This window comes from Hasllibacter sp. MH4015 (assembly GCF_020177575.1).
Taxonomy (GTDB): Bacteria; Pseudomonadota; Alphaproteobacteria; order Rhodobacterales; family Rhodobacteraceae; genus Gymnodinialimonas.
Genome location: NZ_JAHTBK010000001.1, coordinates 2,422,546 through 2,439,894 on the forward strand (window position 1 = coordinate 2,422,546; position 17,349 = coordinate 2,439,894).

General features: G+C 63.9%; 17 protein-coding genes. 8 read left to right on the forward strand and 9 right to left on the reverse strand.

The window, feature by feature from the left end; translation table 11 throughout:
* Positions 1-66: 66 nt before the first annotated feature.
* From groL to KUW62_RS12435, 3 genes are all read right to left on the reverse strand, one after another.
* Entirely contained in the window at positions 67-1,710 is a 1,644-nt protein-coding gene (gene groL / locus KUW62_RS12425) for a chaperonin GroEL (protein ID WP_370632922.1), read from the reverse strand.
* Positions 1,711-1,753: 43 nt separating this feature from the next.
* Positions 1,754-2,041, reverse strand: a complete 288-nt coding sequence (locus KUW62_RS12430; protein WP_224815786.1) for a co-chaperone GroES — start codon at positions 2,039-2,041, stop codon at positions 1,754-1,756.
* A gap of 168 nt (positions 2,042-2,209) precedes the next feature.
* Positions 2,210-2,590: a carboxymuconolactone decarboxylase family protein gene (locus KUW62_RS12435; protein ID WP_224815787.1), complete on the reverse strand. Its 381-nt coding sequence runs from the start codon at positions 2,588-2,590 to the stop codon at positions 2,210-2,212.
* 185 nt (positions 2,591-2,775) lie between these two features.
* Between KUW62_RS12435 and KUW62_RS12440 the strand changes: the two genes are divergently transcribed.
* From KUW62_RS12440 to KUW62_RS12470, 7 genes are all read left to right on the forward strand, one after another.
* Positions 2,776-3,699, forward strand: a complete 924-nt coding sequence (locus KUW62_RS12440) for a manganese-dependent inorganic pyrophosphatase (RefSeq protein WP_224815788.1) — start codon at positions 2,776-2,778, stop codon at positions 3,697-3,699.
* A 214-nt stretch (positions 3,700-3,913) separates the two neighbouring features.
* Positions 3,914-5,869, forward strand: coding sequence for a bifunctional 2',3'-cyclic-nucleotide 2'-phosphodiesterase/3'-nucleotidase (locus KUW62_RS12445; protein ID WP_224815789.1), 1,956 nt, complete (start codon positions 3,914-3,916; stop codon positions 5,867-5,869).
* Between the two features lie 99 nt (positions 5,870-5,968).
* On the forward strand, positions 5,969-6,490 hold the full coding sequence (locus KUW62_RS12450; RefSeq protein WP_224815790.1) for a hypothetical protein: 522 nt from the start codon (positions 5,969-5,971) through the stop codon (positions 6,488-6,490).
* 54 nt (positions 6,491-6,544) lie between these two features.
* Positions 6,545-7,417: a TIGR01459 family HAD-type hydrolase gene (locus KUW62_RS12455; RefSeq protein ID WP_224815791.1), complete on the forward strand. Its 873-nt coding sequence runs from the start codon at positions 6,545-6,547 to the stop codon at positions 7,415-7,417.
* A gap of 120 nt (positions 7,418-7,537) precedes the next feature.
* Positions 7,538-7,981, forward strand: coding sequence for a MaoC family dehydratase (locus KUW62_RS12460; protein ID WP_224817113.1), 444 nt, complete (start codon positions 7,538-7,540; stop codon positions 7,979-7,981).
* A 57-nt stretch (positions 7,982-8,038) separates the two neighbouring features.
* Entirely contained in the window at positions 8,039-8,962 is a 924-nt protein-coding gene (locus KUW62_RS12465; RefSeq protein WP_224815792.1) for a bifunctional riboflavin kinase/FAD synthetase, read from the forward strand.
* Positions 8,959-9,405: a YcgN family cysteine cluster protein gene (locus KUW62_RS12470; RefSeq protein ID WP_224815793.1), complete on the forward strand. Its 447-nt coding sequence runs from the start codon at positions 8,959-8,961 to the stop codon at positions 9,403-9,405. The genes KUW62_RS12465 and KUW62_RS12470 overlap by 4 nt, the downstream gene beginning before the upstream one ends.
* A gap of 93 nt (positions 9,406-9,498) precedes the next feature.
* Here KUW62_RS12470 and scpA read toward each other — a convergent pair whose 3' ends face one another.
* The gene (gene scpA, locus KUW62_RS12475) at positions 9,499-11,628 is read right to left on the reverse strand and encodes a methylmalonyl-CoA mutase (RefSeq protein WP_224815794.1); all 2,130 of its coding nucleotides are present in this window, start codon (positions 11,626-11,628) and stop codon (positions 9,499-9,501) included.
* The gene (locus KUW62_RS12480) at positions 11,600-12,514 is read right to left on the reverse strand and encodes a hypothetical protein (RefSeq protein WP_224815795.1); all 915 of its coding nucleotides are present in this window, start codon (positions 12,512-12,514) and stop codon (positions 11,600-11,602) included. Before KUW62_RS12480 ends, scpA begins: the two co-directional genes overlap by 29 nt.
* Before the next feature lie 145 nt (positions 12,515-12,659).
* Here KUW62_RS12480 and KUW62_RS12485 point away from each other — a divergent pair, with 145 nt between their 5' ends.
* Positions 12,660-13,151, forward strand: a complete 492-nt coding sequence (locus KUW62_RS12485; protein ID WP_224815796.1) for a DUF4174 domain-containing protein — start codon at positions 12,660-12,662, stop codon at positions 13,149-13,151.
* A 103-nt stretch (positions 13,152-13,254) separates the two neighbouring features.
* On the opposite strand, the gene KUW62_RS12490 is transcribed toward KUW62_RS12485, so the two are convergent.
* The 4 genes from KUW62_RS12490 to KUW62_RS12505 form a co-directional block, all read right to left on the reverse strand.
* Positions 13,255-13,923: a hypothetical protein gene (locus KUW62_RS12490; RefSeq protein WP_224815797.1), complete on the reverse strand. Its 669-nt coding sequence runs from the start codon at positions 13,921-13,923 to the stop codon at positions 13,255-13,257.
* Positions 13,924-13,966: 43 nt separating this feature from the next.
* Entirely contained in the window at positions 13,967-16,009 is a 2,043-nt protein-coding gene (locus KUW62_RS12495; protein ID WP_224815798.1) for an acetyl/propionyl/methylcrotonyl-CoA carboxylase subunit alpha, read from the reverse strand.
* A gap of 127 nt (positions 16,010-16,136) precedes the next feature.
* Positions 16,137-16,337, reverse strand: coding sequence for a hypothetical protein (locus KUW62_RS12500; protein WP_224815799.1), 201 nt, complete (start codon positions 16,335-16,337; stop codon positions 16,137-16,139).
* A 301-nt stretch (positions 16,338-16,638) separates the two neighbouring features.
* Positions 16,639-17,013 (reverse strand): hypothetical protein, encoded by a 375-nt coding sequence (locus tag KUW62_RS12505; protein ID WP_224815800.1) that lies wholly within the window; start codon positions 17,011-17,013, stop codon positions 16,639-16,641.
* Between the last annotated feature and the right edge of the window lie 336 nt (positions 17,014-17,349).

The following is a 17,349-nucleotide window of genomic DNA, read 5'->3' on the forward strand; positions in this document are numbered from 1 at the left end:
CGGGACCGTTTTCGGTGAAAACGACCCTGTCGGGGTTTCGCGCAAATTCGCAAAGCGAATTTACGCTTACATCATTCCGCCCATGCCGCCCATGTCGGGCATGCCGCCGCCGGCGCCTGCGCCTTCCTTGGCGGGTTTGTCGGCGACCATGGCTTCCGTCGTGATCAGGAGGCCAGCAACCGATGCGGCGTCCTGGAGTGCGGTGCGCACCACCTTGGCCGGGTCGATCACGCCGAACTTGAACATGTCGCCATATTCCTCGGTCTGGGCGTTGAAGCCGAAGGACTTGTCGTCGCTCTCGCGGATCTTGCCCGCAACCACTGAACCGTCGACGCCGGAGTTCTCGGCGATCTGGCGCAGCGGTGCTTCGAGCGCGCGGCGCACGATGGCGATACCGGCGTTCTGGTCGGAGTTTTCACCCGTGAGACCTTCAAGCGCCTTGGCACCCTGGACAAGTGCAACGCCACCGCCCACGACGATACCTTCCTGAACGGCCGCGCGGGTTGCGTTGAGCGCGTCATCGACGCGGTCCTTACGCTCCTTCACTTCCACTTCGGTCATGCCGCCGACGCGGATGACGGCAACGCCGCCCGCGAGCTTGGCCACACGTTCCTGCAGCTTCTCACGGTCGTAGTCGGAGGTCGTTTCCTCGATCTGCTGACGGATCTGGGCGACGCGCGCTTCGATTTCGGCCTTTTCGCCGTTGCCGTCGATGACCGTCGTCTCGTCCTTCGTGATGGTGATCCGCTTGGCGGTGCCGAGCATGTCCATCGTGACGTTTTCCAGCTTCATGCCGAGATCTTCGGAGATGACCTGACCGCCGGTCAGGATGCCGATGTCCTGCAGCATCGCCTTGCGACGATCACCGAAGCCCGGTGCCTTGACGGCCGCGATCTTCAGGCCGCCACGCAGCTTGTTGACGACGAGCGTGGCCAGGGCCTCACCTTCCACGTCTTCCGCGATGATGAGAAGCGGCTTGCCGGACTGGATGACGGTTTCCAGAAGCGGAACCATCGGCTGCAGCGAGGAGAGCTTCTTCTCGTGCAGCAGGATCATGCAGTCTTCCAGCTCCGCGATCATCTTGTCGGGGTTGGTGACGAAGTAGGGGCTGAGGTAGCCGCGGTCGAACTGCATGCCTTCAACGACCTCGGTCTCGGTCTCAAGGCCCTTGTTCTCTTCCACGGTGATGACGCCATCATTGCCGACCTTCTGCATCGCGTCGGCGATCTGGCGGCCGATCTCGGCTTCGCCATTGGCGGAGATGGTGCCGACCTGGGCCACTTCGTCGCTGTCGGCGACTTCGCGGGCGGAGGACTGGATTTCGGCGATGACCTTGGTGACCGCGGTGTCGATGCCGCGCTTGAGGTCCATCGGGTTCATGCCGGCGGCAACCGATTTCAGGCCTTCCTTGATGATGGCCTGGGCCAGCACAGTGGCGGTGGTGGTGCCGTCGCCGGCCTCGTCATTGGTGCGGGAAGCGACTTCCTTGACCATCTGCGCGCCCATGTTCTCGAACTTGTCTTCCAGCTCGATTTCCTTGGCGACAGAAACACCGTCCTTCGTGATGCGCGGGGCGCCGAAGGATTTGTCGATGACCACGTTGCGGCCCTTGGGGCCAAGCGTGACCTTGACCGCGTCTGCGAGGGTATTCACACCCTTCAGCATCTTGTTGCGGGCGTCGGTATCAAAACGGACGTCTTTTGCCATGATGGCGTCTCCTTGAATTGGGTCGTTGAGATGAGGGATCGGGGGCTCAGGCGATGATGCCGAGGATGTCCGATTCCTTCATGATCAGAAGCTCTTCACCTTCGACGGTGACTTCGGTGCCGGACCATTTGCCGAACAAAATGCGGTCGCCTTCGCTGACGGCCATCGCGATCAGCTCACCGCTGTCCTTGCGCGCACCTTCGCCGCAGGCGACGACTTCGCCTTCGGACGGCTTTTCTTTTGCGCTGTCGGGAATGATCAGACCGCCCGCGGTCTTCTCGTCACTCTCAACGCGACGAACCAGCACACGGTCATGCAACGGTTTGAATGCCATTTTCGGCCTCTCCTCTATCCGATTACGGAGTATCTGTATGTCTGTTGGCACTCATCGTGGGCGAGTGCCAACGTCGGTGAGGTAAGGAGTGAAAGCCGGGCTGTCAAGCGCCCGACGCGCACGATTTTATCTCAGCGCGAGGTCGGGTCGCGGGCGGGAGAACGTCTGTCAGGTTTCGTCCAAAACCTTGCGGGCCGCGCGGAAGCATTCCAGCGCCTGGGGCACGCCGCAATAGATGCCGATCACGTGGATGATGGCCCGGATCTCCTCGGGCGAGACACCGTTGTTGAGCGCGCCGCGGCAATGCAATTCCCATTCCTGCATCTTCCCCAGAGCGCCGATCATCGACAGGTTCATCATCGAGCGGGTCTTGGCGTCGATCACGTCATCGCCCCAGCCGAAGCCCCAGCACCACGCTGTCATCGCCTCCTGAAACGGTCTGGTGAAATCGTCGGCGGTGGCGAGCGTGTTTTCGACATATTCCGCGCCAAGGGTGGCTTTGCGTTGCGCAAGCCCCTTGAGAAACAGGTCCTCGTCAAATGCGCTCATGTCCTGTCCTTTCGGTTTCATCGCGCTGCGGTCCGGCGGCATGGCCGAGCAATGCACGTACTCTGCGGCCATAGCCGAAATCGGCGGCGTCGCCAAAGGGCAACTGCGTCCGCGCCCCCCCGTGACATCCGCAGATGCCGCCGCTAGAAGGGCCGCAAACTCCGCACATGACATGGACGCACCACATGACCACCCTTGTTTTCGGCCACAAATCGCCCGACACCGACTCCACCGGATCGCCCATCATCTGGTCCTGGTACCTCAACCAGATCAAGGGAGAGACGGCAGAGCCGGTCCTGCTGGGGGAGCCGAATACGGAAGCCGCGTTCATGTTGGACCGCTGGTCGCTCGACAAACCGCGGATCATCGAGGGTGTGGAGCCCGAGACGCCCGTAGTGATCGTGGACACCAACAATCCCGGGGAGCTTCCCGCCGACATCAACGCCGCCGATATCCGCGCCATTATCGACCATCACAAGCTGGTGGGCGGCCTTGAAACCAAGGGCCCCATCGACATCCGGATCGAGCCCTTGGCCTGCACCGCCACGATCATGTGGAAGATGATCGGCAAGCATATGAGCCAGGCGCCCGAAGGCGTGAAGGGCGCGATGTTGAGCTGTATCCTGTCCGATACGCTGGAGTTCCGTTCCCCCACGACAACGCAGGAGGATCGCGCGGTGGCCGAGGATCTGGCCAAGGATCTGGGCGTCAATATCTCCGAATATGCGGCCGATATGTTCGCGGCGAAATCCGATGTCTCCGCGTTTTCGGACGCCGAATTGCTGCGCATGGATTCCAAGACCTACGAGGTCGGCGGCAAGACCTTCCGCGTATCCGTGCTGGAAACCACGTCACCTGACACCGTCCTGTCGCGCAAGGACGCGCTGATGGGCGCGATGCCGGGCGTGGCGGAAGAAGACGGGGCCGACCAGGTGCTTTTGTTTGTCGTGGACATTCTGAACGAAGAGGCGACGCTGCTGGTCCCCAACGATCTGGTGCGGGGCGTGGCGGAGAAGAGTTTTGCCACCGTGGCCGGTAACGGCGATACGCTTGTCCTGCCCGGTGTGGTCAGCCGAAAGAAGCAGATCATCCCGAACCTCGCCGTTTGAGCCGCGCCGTCTGACGCGCGCGTCTGGCCAGATCGGCCAAATTCTGCGCATGGAAAGGCGGTCCGGTGGGCCGCCTTTTTCTTTCATGACAAGAGCTTGGCCAGCCCTGGGGCGTTCGGGTTCGGCGCGGCACCCGGGCGCGAGAGAATTGCCGCCGTCGTGTCACATGACGGTGCTAGGCTGATCCCATCGGACATTCAGGGGGATCCAGACCATGCCGTTTCACGTAAATCGCCGCACCTTCCTTGGCACGACCGCCAGCTTCATCGCGCTGCACCCGTTTTCCGTGCGGGCGCAGGCGGGGCAGGCGCATTTGCGGATCATGGAGACGACGGACCTGCACGTGCATGTCTATCCCTACGATTATTACGGCGACCGGCCCGTTGATACAGTTGGCCTCGCCCGAACCGCCGCACTGATCCAGGATGTCCGCGCGGAATCGACCAATTCCCTGCTGCTCGACAACGGGGATTTCCTGCAAGGCAACCCGATGGGTGATTACATCGCCTATGAACGCGGCATGGCCGAGGGCGACAGCCACCCGGTGATAAACGCGATGAACGCGCTTGGCTTCGATGCCTCGACGCTGGGGAACCATGAATTCAACTATGGTCTGAATTTCCTGATGAATTCGCTCAACGGGGCGGATTTCCCGGTGGTCTGCGCCAATGTCGTCACCGAGATGGGGGCAAGTCCGCGGGACGACACGACGCTGGTGCCGCCCTACGTGATGATCGACCGTATGCTGACCGACGGCGCGGGCGAGGAACATCCGATCCGCATCGGGCTGATCGGCTTCGTCCCGCCGCAGATCATGACCTGGGACAGGCGACATCTGGAGGGCAACGTGCAGGCCCGCGACATCGTGGAGACCGCGCGCGCCTATATCCCCCAGATGCAGGAGGAGGGGGCGGAGATCATCATTGCCCTCAGCCATTCCGGGATCGGTGCGGCGGACCATGCGGACGGGATGGAGAATGCGGCGATCCCGCTGGCGGCCCTTGCCGGGATCGACGCGATCCTGACGGGCCACAGCCACCTTGTCTTCCCCGGCACGGATTACACCGATTTCGCGGGTGTCGACGTGGCGGCGGGTACGATCATGGGCAAGCCGGGCGTGATGGCGGGGTTCTGGGGCAGTCATATGGGACTGGTCGACCTGATGCTGGAACGCGACGGGAATACGTGGCGCATCGCCTCCCACACGTCCGAGGCGCGGCCGATTTCCCGGCGGGAGGAGGACCGCTCCGTCACCGCATTGGTGGAGAGCGTGCCCATGGTGCTGGCGGCGGTGGAGGCCGACCATGAGGCGACACTGGACTATGTGCGGGCCGAAGTGGGGCAGACCGATGCGTCGCTCCATTCCTACTTCGCGCTGGTGGCCGATGACCCTTCCGTCCAGATCGTGTCGAATGCGCAGACCTGGTATATCGAGCAGATGATGGAAGGGACGGAGCATGAGGGGCTGCCGATCCTGTCCGCCGCAGCCCCCTTCAAGGCCGGGGGACGCGGGGGGCCGGAATATTACACGGACGTCGCCGCGGGGCCGATCGCGATCAAGAACGTGGCCGACCTCTACCTCTATCCCAACACGGTGCGTGCGGTGCGGATCACCGGGGCGCAGGTGCGCGAATGGCTGGAACGCAGCGCGGGGATGTTCAACCAGATCAATCCGGGAGAGGCGGACCAGGTCCTGCTGAACCCCGATTTCCCGTCCTACAATTTCGACGTGATCGACGGGGTGGAGTACCAGATCGACCTGAGCCAGCCGTCGCGTTACGACAATGACGGCGTGGTCGTGTCCGATACCCATCGTATCATCAACCTGACTTTCGATGGCACGCCCATCGACCCGGATCAGGAATTCATCGTGGCCACGAACAATTACCGCGCGGGCGGCGGCGGCAGCTTCCCCGGCGCCTCACCCGAGACGACGGTTTTCGAGGGCCCGGACACGAACCGCGACGTGATCGTGCGCTATATCGTGGAGCAAGGCACGGTCAGCCCCTCGGCGGACGCCAACTGGACCTTCGCGCCGATGGAAGGCACCAGTGTCCTCTTCGATACCGGGCCTGCGGCGGCGCAGTTCATGGATGCGGTCGAAGGCGTGATGATCGAGGCGGCGGGCGACGGCCCCGACGGGTTCGCGCGCTATCGCATCACGCTTTGAACGCCAGCAAATCTGGCCAGGGCGGGGTTTCCCGCCTTGCGCCGCCCCTGTGCCCGGGGCCACGCTGGACGCGACCCTGACCCGACCGGAGCCTTCCCCATGCGCCTTGCCTTAATTGCCGCCATCGCCGCGTCTCTTGCCCTGCCCGCCGCTGCCAACGAGCATTGGCCGCAATTCGGCGACGTCATCACGCCCACCAGCACCGGCCTTCTGCGCACCACTGAAAGCGGCATCCCTCGCGACCCCCTGCCCTTCGGCACCGGATTTCAGGACGTGATGCACACGATGGTTGGCGTGTATGGCCACGAGGTCGTTGTGGGCTTCCCGCAGGAATGCGGGGCAGGACCCATGGTCTCGGCCACCCTTCCGCAAAGCATCACGCTGATGTTTCAGGACGACCGTTTCGTTGGCTGGTTCATGGGAACGGGCGATTTGCTGGCCACCGATACAGGACTCTGGCCGACGGCGCCGGTCAGCAACCTCACGGCCCATGGCGGGGTAGAGTTTTTCGACAGCGGGCTTGGCACCGAATTCGCCTTCAATGACACCTACGGCCTTCTGACCGAGGATGGCGCGCGGATCGACGCCGTTTGGGCGGGCACGAACTGCATCTTCCGGTAGAAGCCCGCCGCCCGATCCCGTAAGCCTGCCTCCAACGAAATTCGGAGCGCAGACATGACCCGCATCATCGAAAACCTGGCCGAGGTGTCCGACCTCTACGACGCGGTTCTGTGCGACCTCTGGGGATGTGTCCACAATGGCCTGACCGCGTTTGACGCCGCGGTGGAGGCTTTGCGCGCGTTCAAGGCCAAGGGCGGCACCGTCTTGCTGCTTACCAACGCGCCACGCCCGCGCGACAGCGTGGCCAAGCAACTCGACCGCATCGGCGTGCCGCGCGATTGCTGGGACGTGATCGCCACCTCCGGCGACAGCGCGCGCGCCGCCATGTTGACGGGCGCAGTGGGTCGCAAGGTCTGGCATATCGGCGAGCCGCATGACGATCCCTTCTTCGCGCCGATGGAACTGATCGAGGACGCGGTGGAGATCGAGCGGGTGGAGTTGGATCAGGCCGAGGGCATCGTCTGCACCGGGCCGTTCGACCCCCACGCCGATCCGTCGGTGATGCGGCCCCACTTCCTGCTTGCCAAGACGCGCCGCCTGAAGCTGCTCTGCGCCAATCCCGACATCGTTGTCGACCGGGGCGACAGCCGGGAATGGTGCGCGGGCGCGCTGGCGAAGTTGTACACGGAGATGGGTGGTGAGAGCCTCTATTTCGGCAAACCCCATCCGCCGATCTACGACCTGGCCCGGCGGCGTCTGGCCCAGATCGGAAAGCCCGCCTCCGACGACCGGCTTCTGGCCATCGGCGACGGCATCGTGACCGACATTCCCGGCGGCATCGGGGAGAATATCGACACGCTCTTCATCACCGGCGGTCTTGCGCGGGAGGAGACGGGGACGGATCACCAGCCCGACCCGTCGAAGCTCGCCCGGTTCCTGACCGATGCGCAGCTGGAGCCGACCTATTCCATCGGGATGCTCCGCTGATCCCGCAAATCCGCCACGCAACAAAGTTGCGACATTCGCGCCCATTTTCATCGTTTATTACTTTCTGCATTGCAGAATGGCCTCGATTCGCCCTATGAGGGGGCCATGGAGGACGGCGATATGCTCGATAACATCTCAACCGGCACTATCGTGGTGGAAGACCTTGAGGTCGGAATGACCCGGTCATTGCAGAAAATCATCACCGATCAGGATATCGAGATGTTCGCCGAGGTCTCCACCGACCGAAATCCCGTCCACCTCGATGACGGCTATGCCCAGGATACGATTTTCGAGGGTCGGATCGCCCACGGGATGCTGACCGCTGGCCTGATCTCCGCCGTGATCGGCGAACAGCTTCCGGGCCACGGCACCGTCTATCTGGGCCAGACCCTGAAATTCATGGCCCCCGTGCGCCCCGGGGATTGCGTGGAGGCGATCGTCACCGTTCTCTCCATCGACTATGCCCGCCGCCGCGTCCAGTTGATGACGGAGGCGCGGGTGGGGGACACCGTCGTGCTGAAGGGCGAGGCGACGGTGCTGGCCCCCTCCGGCAAGTTCGACTAGGCCGCCACCGGGCCTGCACGGCTTGCACTCGGCGGGTGGGGTATCCTAACTGCGCCCATGCGAGTCCTTCGAGATTACCAATTCGCGCAGCCCCGGGATCGCGGGGCCTCCGTCGCCATCGGGAATTTCGACGGTGTGCATCGCGGCCACCAGCATGTCCTGGGCCTTGCCAAGCGCGTGGGCGTGCCCTTGGGCGTTGTCACGTTCGAGCCGCATCCCCGCGAATTCTTCGCCCCCGACGCCCCCGCCTTCCGCCTGATGAACGCGGAAGCGCGCGCCAGCCGTCTGGAGAAACTGGGCGTGGACCTGCTTGCCGAATTGTCGTTCGACACGCGTCTTTCGGGCCTGAGCGCGGAGGCCTTCGTGCGCGACGTGCTGGTCGGCGGCCTTGGCATCAGCCACGCGGTGGTGGGGGCAGATTTCTGCTTCGGCAAAGGGCGCAAGGGAACGGCGGAGAGCCTGCGCGCAATGGGGGCCGATCTGGGCTTCGACGTGACCATCGCGGAGCTTCTGGAGGGCGACGCGGGCGCCGTCTCCTCCACCGCGATCCGCGCCGCGCTGAGTGACGGGCGCCCCCGCGATGCGGCCGCGATGTTGGGCCATTGGCACCGGATCGCGGGCCCGGTCCTGCACGGAGAGAAGCGCGGGCGGGAACTTGGCTATCCTACCGCCAACATGGATCTTGAGGGGCTCCACGTCCCCAAGCCCGGCGTCTATGCGGTGACGGTCGAGGTGCGCGATGGCCCCCATGCGGGGCAATATGGCGGCGTGGCGAACCTGGGCTATCGCCCGATGTTCGCGCGCGAGACCCCGAACCTGGAGACGTACCTGTTCGACTTCTCGGGCGATCTCTACGGCACGCATCTGTCGGTCGGCCTGGTCGACTACCTGCGGGGGGAGGCGAAATTCGACAGCCTTGAGGCGCTGATCGTCCAGATGGACGCCGACCAGGCCGCCGCCCGCGCGGCGCTGGCCCCATGAGGGAGCGGTTCTGGGAACGCATTCCGCCCGAAAAGATGACCGGCGAGGAATGGGAGGCGCTCTGCGATGGCTGCGGGAAATGCTGCCTCAACAAGCTGGAGGACGAGGACACGCAGGAGGTTGCCCTGACCCGCGTCGCCTGCCGGTTGCTGGACGACCAGACCTGCCGCTGCGGACAATACGAGATCCGCAAGACGCTGGTACCCGAATGCATCCAATTAACGCCGGGCACGATGAAGGACGTCGCCTATTTCATGCCAGAGACCTGCGCCTACCGCCTGCTCCATGAAGGCAGGCCGTTGAAATACTGGCACCCCCTGGTGTCCGGCGATCCGGAAAGCGTACATGCCGCCGGCATCTCCGTCCGCGGCCTCACCGTGCCGGAATTCGAGGTGCCGGAAGAGGAGTGGGAAGACTACATCATCGAGGAACCCGGCACCTAGATCGCCCGCGCCCCCTCTTCCATGTGCCCAAAATATCCCGGGGAGCGCGAGGGGCTGGCCCCTCGCTCCCTCAATCAGCCAAACGCGCCGCCTCTAGCCGCGCGCCTCCCCGATCAGCCGCAGAATGTCCCGCGCCGCAGACGGGATATGGGTGCCGGGACCGAAGATCGCCGCCACGCCCGCCCGTTTCAGGAAATCGTAATCCTGCTGCGGGATCACCCCGCCGCAGATCACCAGGATCTCGCCCGCGCCTTCGGCTTTCAACGCCTCGATCAGCTTCGGGGCCAGCGTCTTGTGCCCCGCTGCCTGGCTGGAAATCCCGATCACATGGACATCATTGTCGATGGCGTCCTGCGCGGCCTCCTCCGGCGTCTGGAAGAGCGGACCCACGTCAACGTCAAAGCCGATGTCCGCAAACGCCGTCGCGATCACCTTCGCGCCCCGGTCATGGCCATCCTGGCCCATCTTCACGACCAGCATCCGGGGGCGGCGCCCTTCGGCTTCCGCGAATGCCTCCACCTCGCCCTGAATGGCTGCGAAATCCTCGTCACCTTCATAGGCAGAGCCGTAGACCCCCGCCAATGTCTTCACCTCGGCCCGGTGGCGGCCAAACACGTTTTCCATCGCCATGCTGATTTCCCCCACTGTCGCGCGCGCGCGCGCCGCTTCGACCGCTGCGGCAAGCAGATTGCCGCCCTCCTTCGCGATCCGTTCCAGATCCTTGAGCGCCGCCGCGCAGGCCGCCGCATCGCGCTCCGCCCGGATCCGCTCCAGCCGCGCGATCTGGCTGTCGCGCACGGCGGCGTTGTCGATGTCACGGATGTCGATCGGATCCTCTCGGTCCTTGCGGTACTTGTTGACGCCGACGATCACCTCCTCGCCCCGGTCAATCATGGCCTGACGCCGTGCGGCACTTTCCTCGATCCGCAGTTTCGGCAGGCCGGAGGCGACGGCCTTGGTCATGCCGCCCATCTCTTCCACCTCGTCCATCAGGGCGGTGGCCTTTTCGACCAGCTCGTTCGTCAGACTTTCGATGTAATATGAGCCTGCCAGGGGATCGACGACGTTGGTGACGCCGGTCTCCTCCTGCAAGATCAGCTGTGTGTTGCGCGCGATGCGGGAGGAGAAGTCGGTGGGCAGCGCGATGGCCTCATCGAAGCTGTTCGTATGCAGCGATTGCGTGCCGCCCAGAACCGCGCTCATCGCCTCGTAGGCCGTGCGCACGACGTTGTTGTAGGGGTCCTGTTCCTGCAAGCTGACCCCGCTCGTCTGGCAATGGGTGCGCAGCATCTTGGAGCGTTCGGATGTCGCGCCGAAGTCGGTCATCACGCGGTGCCAGAGCGTGCGGGCGGCGCGCAGCTTGGCGATTTCCATGAAGAAATTCATGCCAATGGCGAAGAAGAACGACAGGCGTCCGGCGAATTTGTCCACATCCATCCCCGCCTCGATCGCTGCGCGCACGTATTCGCGGCCATCGGCGATGGTATAGGCCAGCTCCTGCACCAGGTTCGCGCCCGCCTCCTGCATATGGTAGCCGGAGATCGAGATCGAATTGAATTTCGGCATGTTATCAGAGGTATAGCTGATGATGTCAGAGATGATCCGCATTGAGGGTTCGGGCGGGTAGATATAGGTGTTGCGGACCATGAACTCCTTGAGGATATCGTTCTGGATGGTGCCGGACAGGACCGCCTTGTCGTGGCCCTGCTCCTCCCCCGCGACGATGAAATTGGCGAGGATCGGGATCACCGCGCCATTCATCGTCATCGACACGCTGACCTGATCCAGCGGAATACCGTCGAAGAGGATCTTCATGTCCTCCACGCTGTCGATTGCCACACCGGCCTTGCCCACATCGCCCACGACACGGTCATGGTCGCTGTCATAGCCCCGGTGCGTGGCCAGATCGAAGGCCACAGACACGCCCTGTTGCCCGGCGGCCAGACCCTGCCGATAGAAGGCATTCGATTCCTCCGCCGTGGAGAAGCCCGCATATTGCCGGATCGTCCAGGGACGGCCCGCATACATCGTCGCTTTCACGCCACGGGTGAACGGGGCCTCCCCCGGAAGCGTGTCGACGTGGTCCAGCCCCTCAAGGTCGGCGGCGGTGTAGAGCGGTTTGACGTCGATGCCTTCCAGCGTCTTCCACGTCAGGTCATCAAGCTTGCGCCCACGCAGTTCCTTTTCGGCCCGGTCACGCCAGGCGTCGGTCTTCTCCGTCATCTCTGGATCCTCTTCCATCCTCTGTCCGGGCTTCGATCTGCGTCGAAGGCGCGTCCAAGTCATCGGCAAACCCGCCCGCCCCGTTCCGGAGCCAGTGCAGGTCTTCGTCGTATTGGGCCTGAAGCGCCGCGCGTTCATCTTCTGTGAACGGTGCGAAGCGGCCATCGTCTGTCAGGTACGTGTCCGCATCGACATCGCAGGCCCGCAGGTAGTCGCGCAATGCGGGAACGTCGGGTCGGGCGTTGAGGGTGCGTGCATCGGGGGCGGGCGTCGCGATGTCGGTCAATTCAGACAACACGCGGTCGGGATGGGCGCCAAGCGCCTCATACGTCCACACGGCGATATGCGCGGAGGGCACGGCGCGCGCCACATCCTCCACCACATGCCGCCACCGGCGCGGCTGCGTGACGAGGTATTCGCGCAGACGATCCTTGGGCAGCGGCCCGGCCCGCAACAACCGGAAGGCAAGCGCGGAGGTCCACCAATCATCGTAGGCGCGCAGGCCAATCGCAATCGTCACCCGGTGCTTGCCGAACCCGCCCGCCAAGGTGGCAAGCCGCTGCCCCGCATCACGGTAAAGTGCCGTATCCTCAAGACAATTGCGCAGCGATCCCAACATGTTCTCATCACTCACGATCAGCCGGGTGATGCCGCGCTGGCGGGCCTGTTCGACGCGCATCGCCACGCGTTTGGCCATGCGCGGCATTTCCCCCGGGAAGGGCGTGTGGCGCGCGCCCATCGCCTGTCCGAACAATCCGCCGCGGGTGATTTTCGGCCCCCAATATCCACATTTCGCGTCGTGGAGCAGGGGGCGGTGATGGGCCAGGTGGGTCTGGAACGTCGTCGTCGCGGTGCGGTGGGCGCCCACATGCAAGATCACGTGCATCTTCTGTCCTTTTCCGGCGGCGGAGGTCATCCGGTCACCAGAATGGGCAGGAATGGGTGAAGATCCGGTCAAGAAGGCGCTTTGTGATCTAAAAGGCTTCGCTTTGTCCGCGCCGCTTCCTATATCTGTCACAACTGGAGGAAAGATGCGACCCAATCCCCTGATTTCATTGCTTTGCGCCGCGCTGCTTGCGCCCTTGCCCGCGCTTGCGCAGGATGCCAGCGACGCGACCATCGCCATGGCCGATGACGCGCCCGACATAGTGGCCGAAGCGGTGGACCCGTTGACCCCGCGCAGTGCGGAGGGTCTGACGCTGGAGGAATTCCAGTGGATCGCCCGGCCCATCGTGGTTTTCGCCGACACGCCCGCCGATCCGAGGTTCGTGGAGCAGATGGAACTGCTGACCCAGCGCCCCGACGCCCTGTTGGAGCGCGACGTCGTGATCATCTTCGACACCGACCCCGCCGCACGGTCCGCAATTCGCCGCGCCCTGCGCCCGCGTGGGTTCTCGGTGGTGGTGGTGGCCAAGGACGGCGCCGTGGGGATGCGCCGCCCCGCCCCGCGCGACGTGCGCGAGATCATCCGCGCCATCGACAATTTCCAGCTGCGCCAGGAAGAGGTGCAGCGCGGCGGCTGAGCGATTTCCTTGCGTTTTGGGGTGATTTCCCCTATATTGAGGGTACCCAAAGGCGTCGCACACAAAGGAGGCGGAGATATGAAGAAAGAACCGACCATTCCGCTTACGCCGACCCCTGTTGGCGGTCGCGCCGGTCCGCGTCCCGGTTATTGATCTCCAGCACGCGCTGCTCTGCCGCATCCGGTCCGCCATCGGCGAAGGCGCGGATGACATCCAACGTATCCAACCCCTGCAGATAGGCCCGCTCGCGGGTGTGGAAGTAATCCAGATAGAGGCGAATAAGCCGGGTCTGGTTCTGTCGCGTTGACGTTCTGCGTCGGCCCCTGCGGGGTGAAACCGGCACGTCTGCGCCGCGCAACGCCTCCGGGTTCCGAAGATCCCGCGCCAATGCGGTCATCGAGGCGACCTGTCCGTAATAGGCGACCACCAGATCAATTGTCGACCGCGGCAACGTCTCGATCTCGCCCAGGATTGCCTCATAGACCAGGTCGTGCCGCTCGTGAGCGATGAAGGGCCGGAACGACGGATCGGCCCGCATGCTTTTCACCAAGCCCGCCGCATGGCGTCTCGCCTTCCCGTCATCCCAGAACACGGCGATCGAATTGCGGATCTCGGCATAGATCGCCTTGTGATAATCCCGCATTTTCTCGGCCTTGAGCCGCCGTGCTTCAGCGCGGTTCTGGCGACCGTTCACGATCCAGCCGACCGCCAGAAACACGCCCGCGATCAGAGCCTGCCAGATGCGCGGATCAATGGCGGTGAGCCAGCTCATTCCGCCCCTCCCGCCCGATATCCGCGCAGATCCCGCATAAGGGTTACTCGAACTCCATGATCACATCGTCCACGGCCAGGCTGTCGCCCGCGCCTGCATTGATCTTGGCAACCACGCCCTTGCGTTCGGCGCGAAGGATATTCTCCATCTTCATCGCCTCCACGGTACAGAGCGCCTGCCCGTCCTGAACCTCCTGCCCCTCTTCCACGTCGATTTTCACGACAAGGCCCGGCATCGGGCAAAGCAGCAGTTTCGAGGTATCGGGCGGCAGCTTCTCGGGCATCAGTTGCGCAAGCTCCGCCTGGCGGGGCGTGCGGACATGGACTTTCAGTTCCGCGCCACGGGTGCGCAGGCGAAACCCGCCGGGCAGCTTGCCGACCTTCAGAACCAGCTTTGTTCCATCGACCGACAGCCGCGCCAGTTGATCGCCCGGAGTCCAGTCGCTGGCCACGCGCAGGGTCTTGCCGTCAATCGTGACGGTGGAGCCGTCGTGATCCGCCTCGATCACCGCATTGAAGGATTGGCCCTGCAACGAGACGACCCAATCGGCGCCTACGCGACGTTCGTGGTTGTCCATCCGGCCCGAGACACGGGTGCGCCGGATCTCCGCAACGCGGTGCATGGCGGCGGCAGCGGCGGCCACGCGGACCAGATCGGCCTCTTGCAGCGTCACGCCTTCGAACCCGTCGGGATATTCCTCGGCGATGAAGGCGGTCGTGATATCCCCGGACGCAAATTTCGGGTGGTCCATGACGGCGCTGAGGAAGGGCAGGTTGTGGCCGATCCCCTCCAACTCGAAACTATCGAGCGCCACGCGCATCGCCTCGATCGCGGCGGGCCGATCCGGGGCCCAGGTGCAGAGCTTGGCGATCATCGGGTCGTAATACATGGAAATCTCGCCGCCCTCGTAGACGCCGGTATCGTTGCGCACCGCCGTCTCGCCGCTGTCGGCATCGCCCTGCCATTTGCCGGTGTCCAGCAGCGGGCCTGCGGCGACTTCCGCCGGCGGGCGATAGCGGGTGAGCCGCCCAATGGACGGCAGGAAGTTGCGGTACGGATCCTCGGCGTAAAGGCGGGATTCCATCGCCCAACCGGTCAGTGTGACGTCGTCTTGTGCCATCTCCAGCGGCTGCCCCGCCGCCACGCGGATCATCTGTTCAACCAGATCGACGCCCGTGATCAGCTCAGTCACCGGATGTTCCACCTGGAGGCGGGTGTTCATCTCCAGGAAGTAGAAGTTCCGCTCACCGTCGACGATGAACTCCACGGTGCCCGCGCTGGTGTATCCCACGGCCTTGGCCAGCGCCACGGCCTCTTCACCCATGGCCTTGCGGGTCGCCTCATCCAGGAAGGGCGAGGGCGCTTCTTCGATGACCTTCTGGTTGCGGCGCTGGATGGAGCATTCCCGCTCCCCCAGATAGATCGCGTTGCCGTGCTTGTCGGCAAGGACCTGGATCTCGATATGGCGGGGCTGGGTCACGAACTTTTCGATGAACATGCGGTCGTCGCCAAAAGAACTGGCGGCCTCGTTCTTGGAGGCCTGGAAGCCCTCCGCCACCTCATCCTCGGACCACGCGATCCGCATCCCCTTGCCACCACCTCCTGCAGAGGCCTTGAGCATGACCGGATAGCCGATTTCGCCAGAGATCTTGATCGCCTCCGCCGCGTCCGCGATCAGGCCCATATGGCCGGGCACCGTGCTGACGCCGGCCTCCGCCGCGATCTTTTTCGACGTGATCTTGTCACCCATCTGTTCGATGGCCGATGCGGGCGGGCCGACGAAGGCCACGCCCTCGGCTTCCAACGCCTCCGCGAATGCCTTGTTCTCGGACAGGAAGCCGTAACCGGGATGGACCGCATCGGCACCGGTGTCGCGGATCGCGCCCATGATCTTGTCGATCACGATATAGCTTTCGGACGCCGCGGGCGGGCCGATATGCACCGCCTCATCCGCCATCTTCACATGCAGCGCGTTGCGGTCGGCGTCGGAATAGACGGCGACGGTGGGGATGCCCATGCGCTTGGCGGTCTTGATGACGCGGCAGGCGATTTCCCCCCGGTTTGCGATCAGCAGCTTGTTGAACATGGATTACGTCCCTTCGTCCTGGGCCGATGCGGCCCGCCCATGGCAAAAGAACCCGCCCGGGCCCATCGGCCCCGGCAGGTTCGAAATTCGATGTCTTCGACGGGAGCCTAGGGCCCCGGTGCGATCCTCAGCAGAGGTTAACGTCGTCGCAGAGCGCGCCCGCCGCCGCGCCGACGACCACGCCGGTCGCAACGCTGCCGCCCAGCACAGCCGTGCCGACACCGCCGGCCAGCGCGCCAACGCCTGCGCGTTCAAGGTCGGATGCGACGCATCCCGAAACGGCCAGCATGGCCGCGAAAAGTGCGGTGATGGAAAGTTTGGTGCGCATTTTGATGCGTCTCCTGTCGATTTGCCTCGTGTAACCGCTTGTACCGCATTTTCCCCCTGTGGATAAGTCCGGATTTCCCGCAGCCGGATTTGGGCAAAAAAAGACGGTCGGTGGGATGACCCAGCCGACCGCCATATAGGGGAAGGGTAACACGTCTTGTGGGTGTCGGCCGCATAAAAACAACTGGGGACAGTGGCCGACCTCTGCACCATGACAGGAATCGAATGGCCCGAAAGGGGCCCAATGGCAGGGGTGCGCATCTGCGCGCTCAACCGCTCATAAAGGTTACTGACGGGCGAATTCATGCCGATCGCCCCTCCCAGAACCCCGATCCGTCGAAGGCTTCGGGAAAAGACGCGCGGGCGCGGCTTTCATCGATCTGCAACAGCGCGTCATAGCTTTCGGCATCGAACGGATCTTCCGCCGCGATCACCTCGCGCCCGAACAGCCAGCTGAGCCGCCCGGCATCGAGATTGCCTCGCTCGAACGGTTCATCGCCGAAATAGAGCCACAGCGCCTCCATGAAGGCGGCGTCGGCGCGGCGGTCGGCGGGCCGTCTGTCGGCGTAGCGTTCCCGCGCGATCAGCTTCGTGGCGCCGCCCTTGTTGGCGCGCCTGATGGTGAAGGAATAGTCGCTGCTGGGAAGCCGCCCGGGAAATCCGCGATGCTTGATCATTGCGACGCCCCCCGAACGCGGGGGATATACCGGACGAGACTGACGCCCCGTCCGGTTAGAGGGGATGTCCTGCTCGGGCACACTGGGGGATCGTGCCTCAGGACCTGCCGTATCGGCATGGGGGGTGTCTGCAAGTCCGCCCGTGCCGTTTTCTTCTTGTTGTTGCCTCGTGGTGTGACCGAGCCTACTGGACGAATGCCAATGGACCCGGCCACGATCCGAGGTACAGCTGCATTGGCGCAGCTGGGGCAAACGTTACACGGCTCGCGGAATTCTCCACAGGGGGTGCTGCAAAGATGGGCGGCGTGTGACTCGAATGCATCACAAAGGTTGGAT